Source organism: Micromonospora aridisoli, assembly GCF_056150025.1.
Genome location: NZ_JAXCFK010000020.1, coordinates 48,692 through 75,047, shown reverse-complemented (window position 1 = coordinate 75,047; position 26,356 = coordinate 48,692). Strand labels below are relative to the sequence as shown.

The following is a 26,356-nucleotide window of genomic DNA, read 5'->3' as shown; positions in this document are numbered from 1 at the left end:
CCCCGGATCGGCAACCACCGCCTCCAACACCCGCACAAACCGGGACGCCAACACCACCGCCGACTCCCGATCAAACAAATCAGCCGAAAACTCCAACACACCCCGCAACGCGGGCAGACCGTCGGCGTCGTGCCATTCGCGGAGAGTGAAGGCGAGGTCCGTGCGAGCAACGGTTCGCTGGACGCGTCGGCCCTGAACACGCAGCTCCGGCAGCCGCACGATCCCCACCGAGTTGGACAGATCGGTGTTGTCCAGGGCCAGCATGACCTGGAAGAGGGGATGCCGGGACAGCGACCGCTCCGGATTCAACACCTCCACCAACCGCTCGAACGGCACATCCTGATGCGCATAAGCAGCCAGATCCGCCTCCCGAACCCGACCCAGCAGATCCTCAAAGGACGGATTCCCCGACACATCAGTCCGCAACACCAACGTATTGACGAAGAAACCCACCAACCCGCTCAACGCATCATCAGTACGACCCGCGATCGGCGACCCGATCGGCACATCCGACCCCGCACCCAACCGCGACAACAACACCGCCAACGCCGACTGCAAAACCATGAACAACGTCGCACCCGAAGACCGCGCCAAACCCACCAGACCCCGATACAACCCCACCGGAATCTCCACCGGCACCCGACCACCCCGATACGACGCCACCGAAGGACGCGGCCGATCAACAGGCAACACCACCTCATCCGGCAAACCCGCCAACGCACCACGCCAAAACGCCAACTGCGCCGCCAACGGAGAATCCGGATCGTCCTCGGTGCCGAGTTGCTGGTGTTGCCAGAGCGCGAAGTCCGGGTACTGGACGGGCAGTGGCGCGAAATCGGGGATCCGCCCCTGGGAGCGGGCCGCGTACGCCACGCTCAGATCCTGGGCGAGGATAGGGTTCGACCAGCCGTCGCTGGCGATGTGGTGCATCACCAGCAGCAGGACGTGCTCATCAGCGGCGACCTCGAACAACCACGCCCGCACCGGCAACTCCACCGCCAGATCGAACGCATACCGAGCAGCCTCCGCCACATCAGCATCCACCCCACCCACCGACGACCGCACCACCACCAACTCCGGCCGCGCCACCTCCGCATCCACCACCACCTGATGCGGACCAACCCCATCCTCGGCAAACACCGTCCGCAACGACTCATGCCGCCCCACCACATCACCCAACGCCAACCCCAACGCCGCCACATCCAGCACACCGGCGAGGTCCATGGCCATGGTGACGTTGTAGGTGGAACTCGGTCCTTCCAGCCGGTACATGAACCACAGCCGGTTCTGGGCGTAGGAGAGCGGAATGCGGTCCGGTCGCGGTTGTACCGGCCGGACGCCGCGGACAGCGAGACCCGCCGAGTCGAACGCCTCATTGAGCGCCGCGACGGTCGGCGACTCGAACACCTGCCGGACCGACAACTCCACGTCGAACATGCTTCGGATCCGACTCGCCAACCGCGTCGCCAACAACGAGTGACCACCGAGGTCGAAGAAGTTGTCGTCGATGCCGACCCGGTCCACCCCCAGCACCTCAGCGAACAGGCCGCAGAGAATCTCCTCACGGGGGCTCCGCGGCGCTTGTCCGGCGGAGACCGCCGCATAGTCGGGAGCCGGCAGTGCTCGGCGGTCCAGCTTGCCGTTGACGGTCAGCGGCAGGTCGGGGAGGACGACGAAGGCCGCCGGCACCATGTAGTCCGGCAGAGCACGCATGGCGTGCTCGCGCAGTTCGTCGACGGTGACCCCGGTCGCGGTCACCAGATAGGCGACCAGGCGGCGATCGCCCGGCTGGTCCTCACGGACGATCACCGAGCAGCGGGTCACTGCCGGATGGATGGTCAGGACGTTCTCAACCTCACCGAGTTCGATCCGGAATCCGCGCACCTTGACCTGGTCGTCCACCCGACCAAGCACCTGCAAGGCGCCGTCCCGGGACCAGCGACCCAGGTCCCCCGACCGGTACATCCGAGAACCGTCCCCGGCGAACGGGTCCGGCACGAACCGCTCCGCCGTCAGACCTGCCCGGCGCCAGTAGCCCCGAGCAACCCCGCAACCGGCCACGTACAACTCACCCGCCACCCCCGGCGGCACCGGGCTCAGCGCCTCATCCAGCACGTACACGCGGGTACCGGCGAAGGGCCGGCCGGCGGACACCGGGGCCTCGTCGAGCACCTCGGCCGGGTCGACACGCAGTTCGGCGCAGTTGACCGTGGTCTCGGTCTGTCCATAGGCCGCGTACACGACCACCCCCGGATGCCGTTCGCGCCACCGCTGGAGCACGGCGCCGGAGAGCATCTCGCCGCCCAGCACCAGTGCCCTGGTAGGGGAGGCTGACGCCGGCAGGGCGTCCAGGGTCTCCAGATGGCTCGGGGTCATCTTGACGAACGACGGCTGCGGCGCGCCCGACTCGGCCAGTTCGGCCAGGTCTCCGAGGACCACCCGACCGCCGCATGCCAGCGAGGTGTACAAGGCGGTCACCGTCATGTCGAACGACACGGGCGTGTGCAGCCACGACACCCCCTTGGCCGCGTCCGCGTAGACCTGGGCCGAGCGCCCCACGTACGCGCCGAGGGTCCGGTGGGAGATGACGACGCCCTTGGGCCGGCCCGTCGAGCCCGAGGTGTAGATCACGTAGGCGGGGTGGTCGGGCAGCCCGGCGGTTCGGCGTTCCGTGTCGCGCACCGGGCCATCCGGAAGGTTGTCGAGGTCCAGTTCCTCCATCACGACCACGGGCACGGCGACCTGCGGTACCACCTCCGCCACGTCCGCGGACGTCAGTACCGCCACCGGGTCCGCGTCACCGACCATGAACGTGATCCGGTCCGGCGGGTACGCCGGGTCAACCGGCACGTACGCCCCGCCCGCCTTCAGCACGGCGAGCAGCGCCACCACGGCGTCCACCGACCGCGGCATGAGCAGCACCACAAGGGTCTCCGGGCGTACGCCCAGACCGATGAGGTGCCGCGCGAGCCGAGACGAGCGTGCGTCCAGCTCCGCGTACGACAGTTCCGCGGTGCCGCAGGCCACCGCCGGCGCTGCTGCCGAGGTGGCCACCTGGGCGGCGAACCGTTCCAGGAAGGAGACGGTCGGGCCGAGGGTCGGCTCGCCCTGCCAGTCCCCGAGCACGAGCGCACGCTCGGCCTCGTCCAACAGCGGCACGTCACGCACCGGCCGGGTCGGGTCGGTGAGCGCCGCATCGAGCAGCCGGACGAACCGTGCGGCCATGATGTCGACAGTTGATCTGTCGAACATGTCAGTCCGGAACACGATCACGCCGCGCATGCCCGCCGGGGCACCGTCCGTCGTGCGCTCCTCAAGGGTGATGCGCAGGTCAAACCTGGCGATGTCACCAGCCACCCGGTTCGGTCGCACAACGAGGTCAGGCAGGCTCACCTGAGCCCGGCCGGCCGGGTCCGCGCTGTCGACCGCCAGCACGACCTGGCACAGCGGGTGCCGGGCACTGGAACGTTCCGGGTTGAGCCGCTCGACCAGCCGCTCGAACGGCACGTCCTGATGGGCGTACGCGTCCAGTGCGGTCTCCCGGACCCGCCGCACCAGCTCGTCGAACGTCGGCGCACCGGACAGGTCGGTACGCAGCACCAGCGTGTTGACGAAGAAACCGATCAGGTGCTCGAGGTCGTCGTCGACCCGGCCGGCGACCGGCGTGCCGATCGCCACGTCCTCGCCCGCGCCGAGGCGGGAGAACAACGCGGACCAGGCTGCCTGCAGCACCATGAAGGGTGTCGCACCACTGCGCCGGCAGTAGGCCGACAGCCGGGCGTGCAGGTCGACGGGAAGCGCGAAGTCCGTCCGGTCGCCGCGACTGGAGGCGACGGCGGGGCGTGGCCGATCGGTGGGCAGTTCCAGCTCGGCCGGGAGCCCGCGTAACTGTTCGGTCCAGTAGGCGAGCTGCCGGGTGAGCACCGAGTCCGGGTCATCCTCGGCGCCGAGGAACCGCCTCTGCCACAGCGTGAAGTCGGCGTACTGCACCGGCAGGTCCGGCCAGGCCGGTTCGGTGCCGTCCGTGCGATGCCGGTAGGCGGCGGCGAAGTCGCGGGCGAGCACGGGGATCGACCAGCCGTCGCCGGCGATGTGGTGCACCATGACCAGCAGCACGTACTCGCACTCGTCGACCTGGAACAGCCAGGCACGCATCGGCAGTTCCGCGGCGAGATCGAAGGCATGCCGGGCGGCAGCGGCCACCTCGTCGTCGACCTCGGCAGCGGTCGTGCGCACCACCGTCAGGTCGGGCCGGGCCGAGGCGAGAACCTGCTGGTACGGGCCGTCGGCGTCCTCGCCGAACAGCGTCCGCAGCGACTCGTGCCGCAGCGCGACGTCGGCCAGCGCGGCACGCATCGCGTCGACGTCCAGCGGCCCGGAAAGCCGCAGTGACAGCGGCATGTTGTACGCCGCGCTCGGGCCGTCGAACCGGTGCAGGAACCACAGCCGCTGCTGCGCGAACGACAACGGTATCCGGTCCGGGCGGGCCCCGGCGGCGATACCGGGCCGCGCCTGCCGGGCCCCGTCGAGTAGCGCACGCACGCCGGCCACGGTGGGCGACTCGAACAGGGCGCGGATGCCGACCTCGGCGCGCAGGGTCGCCCGGATCCGGCTGGCCAGCCGGATGACCAGCAGCGAGTGGCCGCCGCGCTCGAAGAAGTTGTCGTCCACGCCGATGCCGGGCACGCCGAGGACGTCGGCAAAGATCTCGCAGAGAAGCTCTTCCTGGGCGTCGCGGGGTGCGCGTCCGTTCCCGCCGCCGGCGGCAGGTGCGGGCAGGGCGGCCCGGTTCAGCTTGCCGTTCGGTGTCAGCGGCAGCCGGTCGAGCGTCACGAAGGCCGAGGGCACCATGTGGTCCGGCAGTGTGCGGGCCAGCGCCGCGCGCAGTCCCGACGCCGCCGGAGCGGCGCCGTCCGCGGGCACCACGTAGGCGACCAGGCGTCGATCGCCTGGCCGGTCCTCGCGGACGACGACGGCACCGCGGGCGACACCGACGCACTGGGTCAACGCCGACTCCACCTCGCCGAGCTCGATCCGGAAGCCGCGCAGCTTGACCTGTTGGTCGACTCGTCCGAGGAACTCAAGCGCGCCGTCGCGGCTCCATCTGGCCCGGTCGCCGGTTCGGTACATGCGCCGGCCGGGCCGGCCGAACGGGCAGGCCACGAACCGCTCGGCGGACAGGCCGGGACGTCGCAGATACCCCGGCGCCACCCCGATGCCCGCGATGTACAGCTCCCCCGCGACAAGGGGCGGCACCGGCCGCAGTGCCCGGTCGAGGACGTACACCTCGGTGTTGGCGATCGGCGTGCCGATCACCGACGTCGGTCCCGGATCCGCGGCCACCTCCGCGGCGGTCGACCACACGGTCGTCTCGGTCGGGCCGTACAAGTTCAGCACGGAACTGGTGCGGCGGGACATCGTGCGGGCCAGGTCGGCGGGGAGGGCCTCACCGCCCACCAGGGCGCGTACGCCGCCGAGGTCCCGGTCACCGGCCGCGTCCAGCAGGGCGTGCCAGAGGCTCGGCGTGGCCTGCAACACGGTGATCCGCTCGTCAACCACAACGGACGCCAGCGCGTCCGGGTCGCGGACCAGGTTCCGGGAGGCGAGCACAACCGTGCCCCCCGTCAGCAGCGGCCCGAAGATCTCCAGTCCGGCGATGTCGAACCCGACGGTGGTGACCGCCAGCAGCCGGTCGGCTGCCGTGAGCGGCACGGTGGACGTCATGGCGTGCAGAAAGTTCGACAGCCCGGCGCGGGACACCACGACGCCCTTCGGACGTCCGGTCGACCCGGAGGTGTACAGCACGTACGCCGGCTGCTCGGCGGAGAACTCGCCGGCGTCCGGCACGGTGCCGGGTCGGGTGGCCAGGTCCGCTTCGATGGCCGGGTCGCCGAGCACGATCCGCTGCCGTGCGACCTCGCCCCAGGTGGGTGGTACCTCGACGGCGGTCAGCAGGGCGACCGGTTCCGCGTCGGTGAGCATGTAGTCGACCCGGTCGGCGGGATAGTCCAGGTCGATGGGGAGGTACGCGCTGCCGGTCTTCAACACGGCCAGCATCGCCACCACGAGCCGCTCGGTGCGCGGCAGCGCGACGGCGACCAGCCGCCCCGGACCGACGCCCTGAGCGAGCAGGTGGTGGGCCAGCCGATTTGCCGACGTGTCCAGCTCGGCGTAGGTCAGCGTCCGGTCGCCGTACCGCACGGCCTCGGTGTCCGGCCGCAGCCGTGCCTGACGTTCCACGATCCGCGTGAGCGGGTCGACGGGGACGGCGGTCGCCGTCGCGTTCCACGCGCCCAGGAGGAGGTCCCGCTCGTCGGCGCCGAGCACGGGAAGGTCTCGAACGGACCGGTGCGGCTCTGCCACCGCCGCGCGCAGGATCCGGACGAAGCGGGCCGCCAGCGACTCCGCGGTCTGCGGGTCGAACAGGTCGGTGCTGAACTCCAGGCCACCGCGTACACCGGCCGGCTGGCCGTGCTCGTCGTGCTGCTCGACCATCGAGAAGTACAGGTCGAAGCGGGAGGTTCCGGTGCCCACCAGATGGGGACTGATCTCCAGGCCGTCGAGTCCGGGACGCGGGCTGTTCGGAGCGCCGGCTGACGCCGCCAGCAGCACCTGGAAGAGTGGATGCCGGGACAACGACCGGGCCGGGTTGACGGCCTCCACGACCCGCTCGAACGGTACATCCTGATTTGCGTAGGCGGCGAGGTTGGTCTCGCGGACCCGGTCGAGCAGTTCGGCGAAGGTGGGGTCGCCTCCGGTGTCGGTCCGCAGTACGAGCGTGTTGATGAACAGCCCCACCAGGCGTTCGGTGTCCTGGTCGACCCGCCCGGCGATGGGCGTGCCGATCGGGATGTCGGTTCCACCGGTCAGGCGGGTCAACAGGGTCGCCAGCGCGGCGTGCAGGACCATGAACACGCTGACCGAGTGGATCCGCGCCAACTTGGTCACGGCACTGTGCAGCGCCACCGGCAGGTCGAAGCGAATGCGTTCTCCCCGGTGGGACGCCCGCGCCGGGCGGGGTCGGTCCGTGGGCAGGTCGAGCTCTTCGGGCAGCCCGGCGAGGCTGGTCGTCCAGAAGTCGAGCTGCCGGTGCAGCATCGATTGGGCGTCGTCGGCGGAGCCCAGCCGCCGCTCCTGCCACAGGATGTAGTCGACGTACCCGATGGGCAGGTCGGGCCAGGCCGGAGCTCGTCCAGCGCGGTGTGCCGCGTACGCCTCGGCCAGGTCGCGGGCGAGCACCTCCATCGACCAGCCGTCTGTCGTGATGTGGTGCATCACCAGCAGCAACGCGTGATCCCGTGGGGAGATCCGGAACAGGGTCACCCGCAGCGGTGGTCCGGCGGTCAGGTCGAAGCGGTGACGGGCGGCCCCGGTCAGCCGGCTCGGCAACTCCTCCTCGGTCACCTCGACGGTCTGCCAGGCCGGTGCCGCGTCCTCGCGGACCACCTGGTACGGACCGTCCGCGTCCTCGGCGAAGACGATCCGCAACGCCTCATGACGGCGTACGACGTCGGCCAGCGCCTGCCGCAGCGCGGCCTCGTCGAGCGGGCCGGACATCCGCAAGGCGGTGGGTATGTTGTACGTCGCGCTGGGTCCTTCCAGCCGGTGGAGGAACCACAGCCGGCGCTGGGCCAGCGAGAGCGGGATCCGGTCGGGGCGTGGGCCGGCGCCGACCTCGGGGTGCTCGTCCGGCGGGCCGCCGGAGAAGCTGCCGGCGGTCTCTTCCAGCCGAGCGGCCAGCTCGCTGACCGTGGGATTTTCGAAGAGCAGCCGCACTGGGATCTCCGTGCGTAGCTCCGTACGTATCCGACCGACGAGCTTCGTCGCAGCCAGCGAGTGACCGCCCAGCTCGAAGAAGTCGTCGTGCACGCCGACGCGATCCATGCCCAGCACCTCCGCGAAGTGCTGGCACAGGATCTCCTCCACCGGTGTCCGGGCTGGGACGAACGTCTCGGCGAACTCGCGTGGTGTGGCGGTGAGTGCGGCCAGAGCCTTGCGGTCGACCTTGCCGTTGGGCGTGAGCGGCAGTGCGGGGAGGAGCACGAACTCGGCCGGCACCATGTGATCGGGCAGAATCTCCGCCAGCAGCGAGCGCAGGTCGCGACCCAGGCCGTCCGCGCGGCCCTCGACGGCCTGCACATAGGCCACGAGACGCTTGTCGCCCGGTGTGTCCTCGCGCGGGACCACCACCGCTTCGGACACGTGCGGGTGGCGGCGGACGGCGGACTCCACCTCGCCGAGTTCGATGCGGAAGCCACGAATCTTGACCTGCTGGTCGACGCGACCGAGGAAATCGAGCTGGCCGTCGGCCCGGTAACGCACGAGGTCACCGGTCCGGTAGAGGCGAGCCGACCCCGGCCTCTGCACGAAGCGTTCGGCGGTGAGTTCCGGCCGGTTCAGGTAGCCGCGGGCCAGGCCGTCTCCGCTGATGTACAACTCGCCCGGCACGCCGATGGGCGTCGGTCGCCCGTACCGGTCCAGCACCAGCACCTGGGTGTTCCCGATCGGCCGACCGATCGGCGTGGCCCCGACACCGTCCCACTCGCGCAGGTCCGCACAGCAGGCGAAGGTCGTGCTCTCGGTCGGGCCGTAGCCGTTGATCAGGCGGGTTCCGGGTGCCTCCGCGATCATCCGCCGGACGTACGTCGGGGACAGGACATCCCCACCGGCGAGCACCTGCCGTACGCCCGCCAACGCCTTGAGGTTCGTCTCCACCATGAGATGGAATAGCTGGGCGGTGAGCCACAGGACGCTGACGCGGTAACGGCCGAGGTACCGGGCGATGTCATCCGGGGTCGGCGGCACGGGTGGCATCACCGCGAGCCGGGCACCGTTGATCAGCGCCACCCAGATCTCGAAGGTCGACGCGTCGAACGAGATCGGTGCCATCTGGAGGAAGACGTCTTCCGTTCCCACGTCGACGTAGTTGGTATTGCAGGACAGCCGGGTCACGCCCCGATGGGGTACGGCCACACCCTTCGGCTGACCGGTGGAGCCGGAGGTGTACATGACGTAGGCGAGGTCCTCAGCGGTGCCAATCGTGGAGAGGTCCGTCGTTGGCCGGTCTGCGAGGAGGTGCCGGTCGGTGTCGAGACAGAAGACCTCGTAATCTGCCCGCGGCAGTCGATCCTTCAGCTTCTCCTGGCTGAGCAGGATCCTCGTGGCGGTGTCAGCCAGCATGAACGCCAGCCGCTCCGCAGGGTAATCGGGATCCAGCGGCACATAGGCACCGCCGGCCTTGAGGATGGCCAGCAACCCGACGATCATGTCCGGCCCGCGCTCAAGGCAGATCCCGACCAGCACGTCGGGACCGACCCCTCGGTCACGCAGGTGGTGCGCCAACTGGTTTGCCCTGGCGTTCAGCTGCGCGTAGGTCAACTCCTGGTCTTCGAAGACGACGGCCGTCGCCCCGGGAACGCGCCGGGCCCGCTCCTGGAACAGCTCGTGAACGCACCGGTCGCGCGGGTACGGGACCGTGGTGTCGTTCCACGCCAGCAACTGCTTGCGCTCCGCGGCAGTCACCATGTCGAGCTGGCTCACCCGAGCGTCCGGGTCGGCCATGACCGCGTCCAGCAGCACCCGGAAGTGGCCGGCCATCCGCTCGACGGTCGAGGTCGGCAGGAGCGACTCGTCGTAGCTGAGAGCCACGTCCAACGTCTGGGCGACAGTGACGACCAGCGTGATCGGGTAGCGCCAGCCGGACCCGTCGACCGGCACCTCGACCGGTCGTTGCTGGTGACTGCGCAGCCAGTCAGCCACCGGCGAGTCGGGCTGGAGGTGTGTTCTGATCTCCCCGGACTGGCCGGAGACGATGGCGCTGAACGTGACATGGTCGCTGGCCAGGTAACGATGCAACAGAATGGCCCAAACCCCTTGGACCAGTGCGTCGACGGTGATCCGCCGAGCCGCCGCGAACCGACGGATCTGTTCCGTGGCCACCGTCGAGTAGGAGAAATGGTGACCGGTGCCGTCGGCGCGGGCCGCCGTGGCAGGCGAGGGCACCGACCGATCCGGCTCCGTCCGGATGGTCAAGGCCAGCGCGGCCGGTGTCGGGTTCTCGAAGATGTGCCGCACCGTGAGCTCCACCGTGAAGGCCCTACGGATGCGGCTGGCCAACTGCGTGGCGAGCAGGGAGTGCCCGCCCAGGTCGAAGAAATCGTCGTCCGGGACGACCCGACCGACGCCCAGCACCTCGGCGAAGAGCCCGCAGAGGATCTCCTGGTCCGGGTCGATCGGGGCGGCGTGACCATTGATCGCGACGTCGGCAAGTGCGGCCCGGTCGACGGTGCCGTCCGCGGTCGACGGGAGCCGCGGCAGCGGCACAAGCAGCGACGGCACCATGTGTTCGGGCAGCCGCGACCGGAGGTGACGGCGTACGACCGACCGATCCACCGTGCGGCCGGCGGCCGAAGCCAGGTAGGCGACAAGCCGGTTGCCGCCGGAGCGCAACGGGCGCGCCAGCACCGCAGCGTCAGCGACGTCCGGATGATCGACCAGCACGCGCTCGATCTCGCCGAGGGCGACCCGATTGCCGCGCACGGTGACCTGGTCGTCGACCCGACCGAGCACCTGCAACGCGCCGTCCGGTGACCAGCGCCCCAGATCCCCCGACCGGTACATTCGCGACCCGTCCGCGGCGAACGGGTCGGCCACGAAGCGCTGGGCGGTCACACCCGCTCCGGGCGACTGATTCCGGGCAAGGCGGCATCCGGCCAGGTACAACTCACCGGTCACCCCCGTCGGCATCAGACGCAACGCCTGGTCCAGCACGTACGCGCGCAGGTCACCTGCCGACGCGACGTGCGGGTGCGAGCGCAGCCAGTCTCGCGCCGTCGCGTCGGACAACGTGCGCCGCTGGTCGTGCTGACCGGCCACGGGCAGCCGACCGACGAGTTGGTCGGGTGCGTGCAGCACGGCTTGCAGGATCTGCTCGAAGCGGGCGGCGATCGCCGTCACGGCGTCCTCGTCGAAGACGTCGGGGCGGTAGTTGAGCTGGAACCGTAGTCGCCGGCCCGGACCGGCCAACAGCACCAGCGGATAGTGCGAGGCGCTGCTGCTGCGCACGTCGACCACCGGCACGACGCCGTCGAGTTCGCCCCAGCCCGCGCTGCTGGACGGATAGTTCTGGAAGACACACAATGTGTCGAACAGGTCGACGCCACCGGGCACCCCGGCCACCTGCCGCAGTTCCGCCAATCCCACGTGCTGATGGGCCAGCAACCTGACCTGCTCACGCTGCAACCGCTGCAACATCCCCGCCAGCGTCTCCGCCGGTCGCACCCGCAGCCGCAACGGCACCGTGTTGATGAACAGCCCCACCATCGAGGCGACGCCGTCCAACTCGGGCGGGCGCCCGGACACCGTGATGCCGGCCACCACGTCGTCCCTGCCGGTCAGTTGGCTCAGCACCAGCGCCCAGGCACCTTCCACCACGGTGTTCAACGTCAGCCCACGACCGCGCACCCACCGCACCAACGCCTCGGTGTCGGTCTCGGACAGCCCGAACTCCACCTCGCACGGCAGCACCGGCGTCCGGGCGGCGCCCGGCGCGACCACCGTCGCGCCATCCAGATCGGACAGAGCCTCTCCCCACGCCCGCAGCGCCTCGTCCCGGTCCCGGCTGGTCAACCACATCAGGTAGTCCCGGTGGCTTCGCACCGGCGGCAACGTCGCATCGTCGCCCGCCACGTACAGCCGGAACAGGTCCCGCACCAGCACGGGCAACGACCAACCGTCGAAGGCGATGTGGTGACTGGTCAGCACGAAGCGGTACCGGCTTCCCGCCAGCCGCACCACCAGGAATCGCAGCAGCGGCGGCACACCCAACTCGAACCGCCGCGACCGTTCCTCCGCGATCAGTCGATCCGACTCCACCACGCCCACGTCGGCCGGCAGGTCGCTCAGGTCGACCTCGCGCCACGCCGGATCCACCTCGCGCAGCACCAACTGCGCCCATTCACCCGACCGGCGCTGCCGAAAGCACGACCGCAGGCTCGAATGCCGCCGGAGCAGGGCCGCCGCGGCGGCGCGCAGGCCCTCGAAGTCGACCGCACCATCGAGGTCGAACACCGACTGGCCGGTGTACACGTCGAGACCGGCCCCGTCGTACACACTGTGGAAGAGCAAGCCCTCCTGCAAGGTCGACAACGGCAGAATGTCCTCGATGATGCGTGAATCCCGGCTCATATCGGCGACTCCGCTTGCAGCTCGCGTTCGAATTCTTCGATCTCGGACTGGTCGATGGCGGACAGGGTCACGTCGGAGGGCGTCAGGCCGCCGGCGCCCGGTCGTAGTGCGTGGGTCACGAGAGTTTCCAGGGCGGTGAAGAATGTCTCCGCCAGTCGGTTGACCTCCGTGCTCGAGATCGCGCCCGGCGCCCAGGTCCAGACAGCGGTCAAGGTAGGCCCGGCATCGGTGTCCAACGTCGCCGCGTTCACCTCCACCACGTGCGCCAGCGGCAGCGCGGGGTCCTGGTCGGCGCCGGTGTCGACGCCCGCCTCCATCGCCCAGTCCGCCCCGTCCGGCACGGCGAAGCGGCCCAGGTAGTTGAAGCCGATGCGCGGCCGGGGCAGCCGGGCCAGTTCCACCGCGGTACGCGGGTTCAGATAGCGCAGCAGGCCGTAGCCGAGACCGGCGTTCGGCACCGCCCGGACCTGCTCCTTGATGTGCTTGATGAGGCGGCCGGTGGCAGGGCCACCGGACCAGAGGTCAGTCGGGTCGTCCGTCCCGACATCCAGTCGGAGTGGGTGGACGCTGGTGAACCAGCCCACGGTGCGCGACAGGTCGGCGCCGGGTGCGAGCTGGTCGTCACGGCCGTGACCTTCGACGTCCACCAGAACGTGCCGGCCGGGGGTGCCGTCCTGTGTCCCGACGGCCAGCGCCAGCGCGGCGAGCAGGACCTCATGCACCCCCGTGCGGTAGGTGGCCGCCACGGTGGTCAGCATCTGTTCGGTCAGCTCCGGCGGCAGGCGCCGGCGGAGCTTGCCGGCCCCGCCGTAGGTGTCGTCGGGACCCACGTCACGTCCGCCGGGCAGCACAGACGGCGCGGCGACCGCCTGCCGCCACCAGTCAAACTCGGCTTCGCGGGTCGGATGAGCGGCCTGCTCGGCCAGAGTCGACGCCCATCGGCGCAACGACGTGCGGACGGGTTCGAGCCGGACCTCACGCCCGTCCACCACCGCCCGGTACGCCGCCACGAGGTCGGGCAGCAGAATCCGCCAGGAAACCCCGTCGACCGCGAAGTGGTGCACGACCAGCAGCAGCCGGCCGGGCCGGTGGCGGCCACGGTCGAACCACACCGCCTGCAGCAGCCGACCCCGCCCGGCATCGATCCGCGCCCGGGCGGCGTCGCCTCCGTCGCGCAGCGCCGCGGCGTACGCACGGTGGTCGGCGTCGGTGGCGTCCACGCGGTGCAGCAGCTCGTCGGGCGGCGCCGCTGCCGGCTCCGGCACGGTAAGCGACCACTCGCCCTCATTCACCGTGAGCCGCATGCGCAGCGCGTCGTGATGGGCGACCACCGCCGCCAGCGCGGCGGCGAGCTGCCGCTCCTCGACGTCGGCCGGCACCCGGATCACCTGCGACTGGGTGAACCGGGACGTCGGAGTGGCCCGCTCGGCGAATCGCCGCATGATCGGGATGAGCGGAAGGTCTCCGGTGCCGGGCTCGGCGTCAGCGACGAGGGCCGGCGCGCGGTCGGTGGCCACCCGCGCGAGTGCCGCCACCGTCTGGTGCTCGAAGACGTCACGGACGGTCAGCTCGAGACCGGCCCGGCGTAGCCGCCCGACGAGATCGATCGAGAGAATGCTGTCGCCGCCCAGGCTGAAGAATCCGTCGTCCGCACCCACCTCAGACAGATGCAGCACCTCGGCGAACACCCTGCACAGCAGCGCCTCCCGGTCGGTCCGCGGCTCCCGTTGGCTGGACTGCCGGCCGTAGTCGGGGGCCGGCAACGCCGTCCGGTCGACCTTGCCGTTGCGCGTCAACGGCAGGCTCTCGACGACCACCACGGCGCTGGGCACCAGGTACCCCGGGAGCTGGGTGGCGAGGTACTGGCGCAGCTCCGCTGGATCGCCACCGGACTCCACGGCCGGCACCACGTACGCCACGAGGCGCCGATCGCCGGGTCGATCCTCACGGACCACGGCGGCGCTCGTACGCACGTCCGGGCGCACGTTCAGGACGTACTCGATCTCGGCGGGCTCGATCCGGAAGCCGCGCAACTTCACCTGGTCGTCGGTGCGGCCCGCGAAGATCAGCTCGCCGCTGTCGGTCCACCGGGCCAGGTCCCCGGTGTGGTACATCCGCTGGCCGGCCGGTCCGTACGGGTTGGCCACGAACCGTCCGGCGGTCAACCCGGGCCGGCGGAGGTAGCCGCGGGCCAGGCCCGGGCCGGCGAGGTAGAGCTCGCCGACGGCGCCGGGCGGCACCGGTCGTAGGGCGGCGTCGAGCACGTACGCCCGGGCGTTGGCGAGCGGCCGCCCGATGGGGATCACGGCTTCGGCGGTGAGCGGACCGCTGGCTGTGGCGTTGATCGTGCATTCCGTCGGGCCATACGCATTGATCAACTGCCGTCCGGCCGCCCACCGTCGCACGAGCGCGGCGCTGGGGGCCTCGCCGCCGACGACCAGGGTGCGCACGCGGTCCGGAAGTTCCGCCTCGGCGGGCAGCGCCGCCACCACTGCCGTGGGCAGCTTGACGTAGGTGATGCGTTCGCGCGCGATGAACTCGGTCAGCGACGCGTCGGCCACCCGCAGGTGCTCCGGCACCATCACCAGCGTGGCGCCGGCGAACAGTGCGGTCCACATCTCCAGCACCGACACATCGAACGAGAACGACGCGAACTGCAGGACCCGCCCGTGCTCGGTGACGCCGTGGTCGGCGGCGAGCAGCGCCAGGCTGGCCGCGCCGGCATGCGTGATCACGACCGCCTTGGGCTGCCCGGTGGAGCCGGAGGTGTACATCACGTACGCCGCGTGGTGCGGTGCGACGGCGGCGAGCCTGCCCGGATCCGGGTCGCGGTCGGGCTGGTCGGCAAGCTCCGGCAGCGCGTCCAGCACCAGCGCCGGTCGGGCGTCGTCGAGCATGAACGCGATCCGGTCGGCCGGCAGTTCGACGTCCAGCGGCAGGTACGCCGCGCCCGCCTTCTGCACGCCGAGCACCGCGACCAACGCGTCGCAGCCCCGGGGCATCCGGACGGCGACGATGTCCTCCGGACCGATGCCACGGCCGGCGAGCCAGTGTGCGAGCTGGTTGGCCCGTGCGTTGAGCCGTAGGTACGTCAGGCGGTCACCGGCGTGCTCGACGGCGGTTCGGTGCGGAGCGCGACGCACGACCGCCTCGAACAGGTGCGGAACGGTGCACGCCGCAACCGGCCGGTCGGTGTCGTTGAAGGCCCTCAGCACCCGGTCCTGTTCGGCGGCGGTGAGCAGCGGCACCTCGCTGAGACGCTGCTCGGGATTCGCGACGACGTGCGCCAGCAGGCGCACCAGTCGCTCGGCCAGCGTGGCCACGGTGCCCGTGTCGAACAGGTCTCGGTTGAAGGTCAGGCGCCCGGTCAGCCCGGCCGGCCGACCGTCTTCGCCGCGTTCGAGCATCGAGAAGGACAGGTCGAACTTGCCGGAAGGGACGCCGATCCGTTCGTGTCGCACGGCGAGGTTGGGCAGGTCGATCAGTGCCCGCAGCGCCTCCTCGTGCTTGGCGCCGTCGAGGTTGAGCATGACCTGGAAGAGCGGATGCCGGGACAGGGAACGCTCCGGGCTCAGCACCTCCACCAACCGTTCGAACGGCACGTCCTGATGTGCGTACGCGGCCAGGTCCGCCTCGCGGACCCGGCGGACGAGCTCCACGAAGGTCGGGTCGCCGGACGTGTCGGTGCGCAACACCAGGGTGTTGACGAAGAAGCCGACCAGCCCGCTCAGCGCGTCGTCGGTACGGCCCGCGATCGGTGAGCCGATCGGCACATCCGAGCCCGCACCCAACCGCGACAACAACACCGCCAGGGCCGACTGCAACACCATGAACAGCGTCGCGCCCGACGACCGGGCCAGGCGCACCAGGTCAGCATGCAGCTCGGCCGGCACCTCGAAGCCCACCTCACCGCCGCGCCCCGAGCCGACCACCGGGCGCGGCCGATCAGCGGGCAGGTGCACCTCCTCGGGCAGACCCGCCAACGTCTTCCGCCAGAACGTCAGCTGGGCCGCCATCAGGCTGTCCGGATCGTCTTCCGCGCCGAGCACCTCGTGCTGCCAGAGCACATAATCCGCGTAGGACACCGGCAGGCCGGGCCAGTCCGGCACGTCACCGACGCACCGGGCGGCGTACGCCCGGGTGAGGTCGGCGGCCAGCAGCGGCATGGACCACCCGTCAGCAGCCGCGTGATGCACCACCAGCACCAGCACGAACTCCTCGTCACCCAGCACCAGCAGCCGGGCCCGGATGGGCGGCTCACGGAGCAGGTCGAACGGCTGTGCGGCGATGCCGGCGAGCAGGTCCGGCAGGGCTTCGTGGGTTGCGGTGGCCACCTCCAACCTCGGCACGGCCAGTTCCGGCGGCAGGACGACCTGGTGCGGTCCCTGGCGGTCCTCGGCGATGACCGTCCGAAGCGGCAGGTGGCGTTCGACCACGTCACGCAGTGCGGCGTGGAGCGCCTCCCGGTCCAGCACGCCGGACAGCCGCAGCGCCGCCGGGATGTTGTCGGCCGCGTTCGGGCCGCGTAGGTGCTGCACGAACCACAGCCGCTGCTGGGCGTACGACAGTGGCAGCCGGGCCGGGCGGGTGGCCACCGGAGTGATCGCCGGGCGAGCCGGGCCCGCCGGGTGCCCCAGCACCGCCGCGAGTCCCGCCACCGTCGGCGTCTCGAAGACCTGCCGGATGGAGACCTCGATGTCCAGCGCGACGCGGATCCGGCTGACCAGCCGGTTGACCATCAGCGAGTGACCGCCGAGCGCGAAGAAGTCGTCGTCGAGTTGGACCGAATCCACCCCGAGCACCTCCGCGAACACGTCGCAGAGAATCTGCTCCCGCGGGTCGCGCGGCGATCGGCCCGGCCCGCGGGTCTGGTAGTCCGGGTCCGGCAGCGCCCGCTGGTCCAGCTTCCCGTGCGCCGTCCGGGGCAGGGTGTCCAGCAGCACGACGGCAGCCGGCACGAGGTGGTCGGGAAGCTGCCGGGCGGCGAACTCTCGTAACGCGGTGGGGTCGGGCCGGGGGCCCTGCGGGACGACGTAGGCGACCAGGCGCCGGTCGCCGGCGGGGTCCAGCCGGACCACGACCGCGACCCGCTCGACACTGTGGTGGCCGGCGAGCGTCGCCTCGATCTCACCCAGTTCGATCCGGAAGCCGCGAATCTTCACCTGCGCGTCGGCCCGGCCCAGATACTCCAGAATGCCGTCGGATGTCCATCGGCCCACGTCGCCCGAGCGGTAGAGCCTGCCGCCGGCCGGCCCGTACGGGTCGGCGACAAATCGGATGGCGGACAGGTCCGGCCGGTTCAGGTAGCCGCGGGCCACGCCGGTGCCGCCCACGTAGATCTCGCCGCTGACACCCGGCGGCACCGGCCGGAGCCGGTCGTCGAGTACGCGCACCGTGAGATCGGCGATCGGCCGACCGACCAGGCTGCGGGCGCGGGCTCCCTCGGCGGTCGCACGGTCCACCCGCAGGTGTGTCACGTGCACCGTGGTCTCGGTGATGCCGTACATGTTGACCATCTGCACGGTCGGGTGCCGGTCCAGCCACGGGCGCAGGCTGGCCAGGTCGAGCGCCTCGCCGCCGAAGATGACGTACCGCAGCGTCAGCCGGTGCTCCAGATCCTCGTCGGTGCGCCGGGCGTCGGCCCGCATCAACTCGGCGAACGCCGTCGGTGTCTGGTTGAGCACGGTGACCCGCTCGCTGGCGAGCAATCGCCGGAACTCCTCGGGATCCCGGCTGTCCGACTGGGACACGACGACGAGCTTTCCGCCGTGACGCAGTGCGCCCCACAACTCCCAGACTGAGAAGTCGAAGGCGTACGAGTGGAACAACGTCCACACGTCCTGCGGACCGAAGCCGAACTCCCGGTCGGTCTCGGTGAACAGCCGCTCGACGTTGCCGTGCGTCACGACGACGCCCTTTGGCCGGCCGGTGGAACCGGACGTGTAGATGACGTAGGCGGGATGCGCGGGCCGCAACCGGCCGGTCCGCTCCGCGTCGCCGACCGGTGCTGCCGAGCCCTTGTCCAGATCCGCGCCGTTGAGCACGACAACCGGCGCCTCTGTGTCCGGGAGCCGGTCTGCGACCTCGGCCGCGGCCAGCACGAGCACGGGACGCGCGTCGGCGACGATCAGCCGGATCCGCTCGGCCGGGTACTCGGGATCAACGGGCACGTAGACGCCGCCGGCCTTGACGACGGCGAGCAGCGCAACGACGAGTTCGGTCGACCGCGGCACCGCCAGCACGACCCGCGACTCAGGGCCTACGCGCCGCTCGATCAGGCGGCGCGCCAATCGGTTCGACCGCGCGTCGAGCTCGGCATACGTGGTCTCTTCGTCGCCCTGAACAACGGCAACGGCGTCGGGCCGGGCCCGGACCTGGGCCGCGAAGGAATCCAGAAGGGTCCCGGGCGCCGGGCCTGCGGAAGTGGCGTCCCCCCACGCCAGTACACGTCTGCGCCCGGCCGCACCCAGAATGTCGATGTCGGCTATCGATCGCTGCGCATCGGTGGCCACCGCGCGCAGTACCCGGACCAGGCAGTCGACCATGCCTTGAGCGGTCGACCGGTCGTACAGATCGGTGCTGTACAGCAGAGCACCGCGCAGGCCGGCCGGGGCGCCGGCGGCGTCTCGGCGCTCACCGACACCGAACAGCAGGTCGAACTTGGCCACCCCGCTGCCCACGTCGTACGGGGCGACGGTGAGCCCCATGAGCTGCCCGACCCGCTCGGCCGCCAGTTCCTGCGCCGAGTTGTCGAAGGCGAGCGCCACCTGGAACAGCGGATGTCGAGCCATCGACCGCTGCGGGCTGAGCACCTCGACCAGCCGCTCGAACGGGAGGTCCTGGTGACCGTATGCGGCCAGATCCGTCTCCCGTACCCGGTCGAGCAGCTCAGCGAAGGACGGCTTGCCGGACAGGTCGTTCCGCAGGACGAGCGTGTTGACGAAGAATCCGACGAGGTCCTCGACGGCGTCGTCGACACGTCCGGCGATCGGCGACCCGAGGGGCACGTCCGTGCCGGCGCCCAGCCGGTACAGGACGGTGGCCAGGGCGGCCTGCACCACCATGAACAAGGTGACGTGCTGCTGCCGGGCGAGCCCGAGTAGGGCCTCGTGCAACTCCGGCGGGAGCTCGTACGTGATGCGTTCCCCGCGATAGGAGGCGATCGCGGGTCGCGGCCGGTCGGTCGGCAGGTCGAGCTGCTCTGGCAGCCCGGCCAGTGCGCCACGCCAGTAGCGCAGCTGCTCGGCGCCCAGCGAGTCCGGCCGGCCGTCGTCGCCCAGCAGCCGGCGCTGCCACAGGCTGTAGTCGGCGTACTGCACCGGCGGGGCCACCCAGCCGGGTTCCCGGTTCTCCCGCCGCGCGGCGTACGCGCTGGCCAGGTCGCGCGCGAGTAGCGGCACCGACCAGCCGTCGCCAGCGATATGGTGCATCAGGAGCAGCAGGACGTGGCGCTGCGGCGCGACCTGGAACAGGCGCGCGACGATCGGGATGTCGGCAGCCAGGTCGAACCGGTGCCCGGTCGCCTCGGTGAGCCGCCCGGCGAGTTCGTCCGCGGTGAGGATCTCGAGCGGCAGCGCCGGTCGCGCCTGAGCGGCGTCGACCACCACCTGGTGTGGCCCGTCGGCATCCTCGACGAACCGGGTGCGCAGCGACTCGTGCCGGGCCACCACGTCGGCGAGGGCCGCTTCCAGGGCCGGTCGATGGAGCTCGCCGTCGAGGGTCAAGGCCAAGGGCATGTTGTACGGGCTGCTGTTCTCCTCCAGCCGGTGCAGGAACCACAGCCGCCGTTGGGCGAAGGACAGCGGCAGCCGGTCCGGGCGGGCCACCGGCGTCAGCCGTGGGCGCTCCCCGGCCGTATGCGCCGACAGCATGCTGGCCAGGCCCGCCGGAGTCGGCGTCTTGAACAGCTGCCGGATGGTGACCTCGACCCGGAACATCGCCCGAACCCGGGATGCGAGGCTCGTACCGAGCAGAGAGTGCCCGCCCAGCTCGAAAAAGTTGTCGTCGGGATCAACCGAGGGCACGCCGAGCACCTCTGCGAACATGCCGCACAGAATCTCCTCCTGCGGGCTCGTCGCGGCTCGTGTCTCTCGGGTCTCCTGCTCCGGCGCCGGCAGCAGCCGGCGGTCCACCTTGCCGCTGAAGTTGACCGGCAGCTCGTCGAGACGCACGTACACGGGCGGCACCATGTGATCCGGCAGCAGCCGGGCCAGATGCGCCCGCAGCTCGCCGGGCTCGACCGGGCGGTCTCCCGGCACGACGTACGCGACCAGTTGCTTCGCGCCGGGCCGGTCCTCGCGCAGCACGACGGCGGCCTGGCGGACCGCCGGGTGCGCGGTCAGCGCGGACCCGATCTCACCCAGCTCGATCCGGAAGCCGCGCAGCTTCACCTGGTCATCGGAGCGACCAAGGAACTCCAGTTCGCCGCTGCGGTGCCAGCGCACCCGGTCACCCGTGCGGTACAGCCGCGAGCCGCCTGGGTCGAACGGGTTGGCGATGAACCGCTCCGCGGTCAGGTCGGGGCGGCCGAGGTATCCGCGGGCGAGCCCGATGCCCGCCACGTACAGCTCGCCGGGCGCGCCGAGCGGCACCGGGCGCAGCCGCTCGTCCAGCACGTAGACACGGGTGTTCAGTGACGGCCGTCCGATGGGCACCACGTCGGTGCGGCGGGCATCGCAGCGCCAGCTCGTGGCGTCCACCGTGGTCTCGCTCGGTCCGTAGGCGTTGTACATCAGTCGCCCGGCCGCCCAGGTCCGGATGAGGTCGGGGGCGGCGGCCTCACCGGCCACGACCAGGGTCAGATCGGCCGGGACACCGGCCGGGTTCATGACCGCCAATGCGGCGGGCGGCAGGGTGGCGTGGGTGATGGCGCGGGTGGTCAGGAACCGCGCCAGCGGTTCGCCCGGTTCCCGCTCGTGGGCCGAGGGCACCACAAGCGTGGCACCGGACAGCAGGGCCATGCAGATTTCAGAGACCGAGGCGTCGAAGCCGACCGAGGCGAACTGCAGTACCCGGTCGCCTGGCCGTACCCGGAAGGCCGTCACCTGGGTCTTCAGCAGGCTGGGCAGTCCTGCGTGGGTGACGACCACGCCCTTGGGTCGGCCCGTCGACCCGGAGGTGTAGATCACGTATGCGGCATGTTCGGGACGGAGCATCCCCCGTCGTTCCGGGGCGGGCAGCTCTGTGCCGCCAGGCCCGTCCGCGCCGCCGGCGGGGTCGAGCAGCACTTGGACGGCGGCCTGTTCCGGCAGCCTCGCAGCCGTCTCACGGTCGGTCAGCACGGCGACGGGCGCGGCGTCCTCGAACACCATCCGGGTGCGTTCGACGGGATATTCGGGGTCGATCGGCAGGTAGGCGCCCCCGGCCTTCAGGATCGCCAGCAGACCGACGATGAGGTCGGCGGACCGTGGCAGTGCGATGGCCACCACGGTTTCCGGCCCTACCCCGACCGCCACGAGGCGGTGCGCCAACCGATTGACCAGTCGGTCGAGTTCCAGATAGGACAGCGTGACGTCGCCGTGTTCCACCGCGGTCAACCACGGCGTGCGCCGCACCTGCTCCTCGAACATGTCCGGCAGGACGGCGTCGGGCACCTCGTCGCCGGTGGCGTTCCAGGAGTGCAGGAGCAGGGCGCGCTCGGCCTCGTCCGTCACGTCCACTTGGCTGAGCCGCACCGTCGGGTCGGCCACCACCTGCCGCAGCACCCGCTCGAGTCGTCCGACGAGGGACAGTGCGGTCTCCGCGTCGAACAGGTCCGCGGCGAATCTGATGCCGCCCGTGATGCCCTCGGGTGTCCCGTCCCGGGTGAACTGCTCCCCCAGGTCGATGGAGAGGTCGAACTCGGCGCCGCCGGTGTCGGTGTCGAGCAGCTCGACGCCGAGCCCGGTGACGTCACCGACCATCCGCAGCCCGTCCTGCCGGAACGTGTTCTGGTAGCTCAACATGACCTGGAACAAGGGATGCCTGGCCAGGGACCGCTCCGGCCGCAGGACGTCCACCAGACGCTCGAACGGCACGTCCTGGTGGGAGTACGCCCGCAGGTCGGTCTCGCGGACCCGATTCAGCAGTTCACCAAAGGTCGGGTCGCCGGAGGTGTCGGTGCGCAGCACCACCGTGTTGACGAAGGCGCCGACGAGGTCTTCCACGAGGTCGTCGCCGCGCCCGGCCACCGGGGACCCGATCGGGATATCGGTGCCCGCACCGACCCGCGTGAGCAGCACCGCCAGGGCCGCCTGCAACACCATGAACACGCTGGTGCGGGTCTGGCCGGCCAGTCGGTCGACGTCGGCGTGCAGGTCCGCCGGCAGTTCCACCGCCAGGCGCCGACCCCGGCGGGAGGCGACCGACGGTCGGGGCCGGTCGGTGGGCAGGACGAGTTCCTCCGGCAGGCCGTCCAGCGCCGACCGCCAGAACTCGAACTGCCGGGCCATCGGGCTGTCCGGGTCCGCCTCGTCGCCGAACGCGGCGCGCTGCCAGAGCGTGAAGTCGGCGTACTGGACGGCGAGCGGTCTCCAGTCCGGCTGCCGGCCGTCCCGGCGCGCGGCGTAGGCGACGGCAAGGTCACCGACGAGCCGCTCCATGGACCAACCGTCGCCGGCGACATGATGCACAAGCAGGAGCAGCACGTGCTCCCGCTCACCGACCGGGTACAGGGTCACCCGCAGCGGCAGGTCTTCGGACAGGTCGTAGCGGTAGCGCACGGCCCGTGCGAGCTCGTCCTCAAGACGCTGCGGGGCGACCGCGCCGACCGTCAGCTCGACGGTCGCCTCGTCCGGTGGCACGATCACCTGCCGCAGGTCGTCGGCCTCGCCCACGAGCAGGGTACGCAGGGCCTCGTGGCGGCGGAGCACGTCGTCGATTGCCCGCCGCAGCGCCGACCGGTCCAGGTCACCGGTGAGTCGCAGCGCCGCCGGAATGTTGTACGTGGCGTTGGTCTCGTCGATCCGGTCCAGGAACCACCACCGGTGCTGGGCGAACGAGGCGGGAATCGGATCCGGACGAGGCGCCGGCTCGAGGCGGGGCAGCGCGGCCGCGCCGCCGAGCAGCATGGCGGCCACGCCGGCCACCGTCGGGGTGTCGAAGAGCTGTCGGATCGGCAGGTCCACCGCGAACGTCGCCCGGATCCGCGCGGCCAGCCGGGCCGCGAGCAACGAGTGCCCGCCGAGGCCGAAGAAGTCGTCCCGCACGCCCACCTGCTCGACCCCGAGCACCTCCGCGAACAGTCCGCACAGCGCCTCCTCGGCGAGGGTATGCGGGCCCCGGTCGGCGCCCTCGGCACCGTAGTCGGGGGCCGGCAGCAGGCGATGGTCCGCCTTACCGTTGGGGGTCAGCGGAATCTCGTCGAGGACCATCACGGCGGCTGGCACCAGGTACTCGGGAAGGGTCGCGGCGAGCGCCTCGCGCAGCGCGGCGGGCGACGGTGCGGCACCCTCCGCCAGGGTCACGTACCCGACCAGGCGGTGGTCGCCCGGCTGATCCTCGCGGAGCACGACCACGGCCCGGGCCACCTCCGCGAGTTCCGTCAGCGCGGCCACAACCTCGGCCGGCTCCACGCGGTGGCCACGAATCTTGACCTGCTCGTCCGCCCGGCCGACGAACTCGAGCACTCCTCCGGAGGTCCACCGGGCCAGGTCACCGGTGCGGTACATCCGCGTGCCGGGCGGACCGTGGAGATCGGCCACGAACCGCTCCGCGGTCAGGTCGGGCCGGTGGCGGTAGCCGCGGGCCAGTACCGTGCCGGCGATGTAGAGCTCGCCGACGGCCCCCTCGGGAAGCAGGTTCAGCCCGGCGTCCAGAACGTAGGCCCGGCTGCCGCGGAACGGCCGGCCGACCGGGACCGGGCCGGCGGGCACCGGTTGGCCCGGTTCGATCTGGTAGTCCAGGCAGTTCACGGTCGCCTCGGTCGGCCCGTAGGCGTTCACCACCACCGTGTCCGGGTGCCGGTCGCGCCACCGCTGCAACGCGCTGCCGTGCAGCGCCTCACCACCCAGGACCAGACACTCCGTGGGTGACGCCTCGACGGGCAGCGCGTCGAGCAACTCGAGGTGGCTCGGGGTGAACTTGGCGAAGGTGCTCGTGCCGGCCGCCCGTACGCCGTCCTCGGTGAGCTCGGCGATCCGCACACACCCGCCGCTGACCAGGGTCGTGTAGAGCGCGGTGACGGTGAGGTCGAAGGAGACCGGCGAATGCAACAGCGCTTGTCCGGCTGCTGCTGGGTAGGCGCTGCGGGATCGGTGCAGGTAACCGGCCAGGGATCGATGCTCGACGACCACGCCCTTGGGGCGACCGGTCGAACCCGAGGTGTAGATGAGGTAGGCGGGATGCGCGGCTCTCAGCGGGGTGGACCGATCCGCGTCGGTGACCGCTTCGGCCGGGCAGCAGTCGATCTGCGCCCGTTCACCTGGGTCGTCGACCACGACGGTGGGTAGGCCAGCGGGAAGCCGGGCCGTGGTGTTCGCAGTGGTGAGCACGAGCGCCGGGCGGGCGTCCGCGAGCAGCAGGGCGATCCGCTCGTCCGGCAGCCGCAGGTCGATCGGCAGGTAGGCTGCGCCCGACCCGAGGACCGCCAGCAGTGCGGCGGCAAGGTCGGTGGAGCGCGGCATGGCCACCGCGACGAACGACTCGGCGACCGCCCCGCGGGCGATCAGGTGGCGGGCGAGCCGGTTCGCGTGGGCCGAAAGGTCGGCGTAGCTCAGTGCACGGTCGTCGTCGGCCACCGCAACGGCATCGGCGCTCGCGCGCGCCTGCGCGGAAAACATCTGCGGCAGCAGAGCGGCAGTTCCGTCGTCGCCGACGGGGCCGGTGGATCCGGCGAGCAGCCGGGGCCGGTCGTCCGCAGGCACGGTGCCGGCACGGCCGACCGGGCGCTCCAGGTCGTCCAGCAGCTCGTCCAGCAGGGCGAGGAAGCTGTCCCGGTGCCGACGGACCGCCTCCAGCGGGTAGCGCGTCGGGTTGCCGTCGAAGTCCAGCCGGACGCCGCTGCCGCCGTCGGGGGTGCCGTAGACGTGCACCGAGAGGTCCTTGACCCGACCGGTGGAAAGCTGGCGGGCGACGACCCGGTGGCCCCCGAAGTCGACGGTCTGGTCGAACGTGATGAGGTTGACCACCGGGCCGGTCATGGTGGTGTCGCCGGAGCGGCCGAGGGCCGCGTGCAGGTCCTCGCCTCGGTAGCGCTGGTGCCGTACGGCGAGGGCGAGCTTGCTGGCCGTGTCCCGGACGAGCGTCCGGAAGCTGGTCGCCACCGACCCGGTCAGCCGCAGAGGTACCTCGTTGGAGACCATCCCGGGTGTGCGGAGCGCCGCCGCGTCGGTTCTTGCCGACACTGGTAGGCCGAGCACCACCTCGTCGCCCGCGGTCATCCGCTGCACGTACGCGGCGAAGGCGGCGACGAGTACAGTGCTCCACCGGGTCGCGGCCGCCTGGGCGACCTCGCGCAGCCGGGCGAGCCGGGTGGCGGTCAGCATGACGGTGGCCCGGAGGTCACTGTGCCCCGGTGCGGCTGGCGACGACAGCAGGCTCGGCTCGTCGACGTTCCCGACCTCGGCGAGCCAGTAGGCCCGGTCTCGCTGGTACCGGCCGGACGCTCGGTATGCCTCCTCACGGGCGAGGAGATCGGTGAGGCTGCCGAACGGAGACGGGGTTGCCGCCGCACCCGCCAGCTGGCAGTTGTAGAGGTCGGCCACCCGCCGGCAGTACAGCGTCTGGCCCCACCCGTCCAACAGGATGTGGTGGTAGCGGAGGTAGAAGACGTCGCGGTCCGGCGCCACCCGGATCAGGGCGTGGGTGTAGAGCGGACCCTCCGCCAGATCGGCCGGCGTGGCCAGGTCGGCGCGCATCCACGCGTCGGCGGCGGCTGCGTCCCGGACGTCGACGATCCGCAGGGGTTCCTTCGGTACGGGGGCGAACGTCTGCCAGATCCTCTCCCCGTCGTCGCGGAAGCTGGCCCGCAGCGCGGGTGTCTCCTCCAGCGCCCGGGCGACGGCTCGGGACAGCATGTTCGCGTCGACCGGGCCGGGCAGGTCGAAACAGACACCGCAGTGGTACAGCGGTTCGCCGGGTTGCAGCTGCTGCGCCACCCACACGCCGCGCTGCGCGGCGGAGAGGTGATGCCTGGAGTGTTCCACTTCAGCCGTGATCAATGTGCACTCTCCTGAGGTCGCGGCAGCGCGGG

The 26,356-nt window shown here is 71.1% G+C and carries 2 protein-coding genes; both read right to left on the bottom strand.

Annotated elements, in window-relative coordinates; genetic code table 11:
• A partial coding sequence (locus tag SM447_RS27755) for an amino acid adenylation domain-containing protein (RefSeq protein ID WP_474575835.1) occupies nucleotides 1–12,186 on the bottom strand: 12,186 nt, incomplete at its 3' end.
• A complete protein-coding gene (locus tag SM447_RS27750; RefSeq protein ID WP_474575834.1) occupies nucleotides 12,183–26,324 on the bottom strand; it encodes an amino acid adenylation domain-containing protein in 14,142 nt (4,713 codons plus the stop codon). The genes SM447_RS27755 and SM447_RS27750, both read right to left, overlap by 4 nt.
• Between the last annotated feature and the right edge of the window lie 32 nt (nucleotides 26,325–26,356).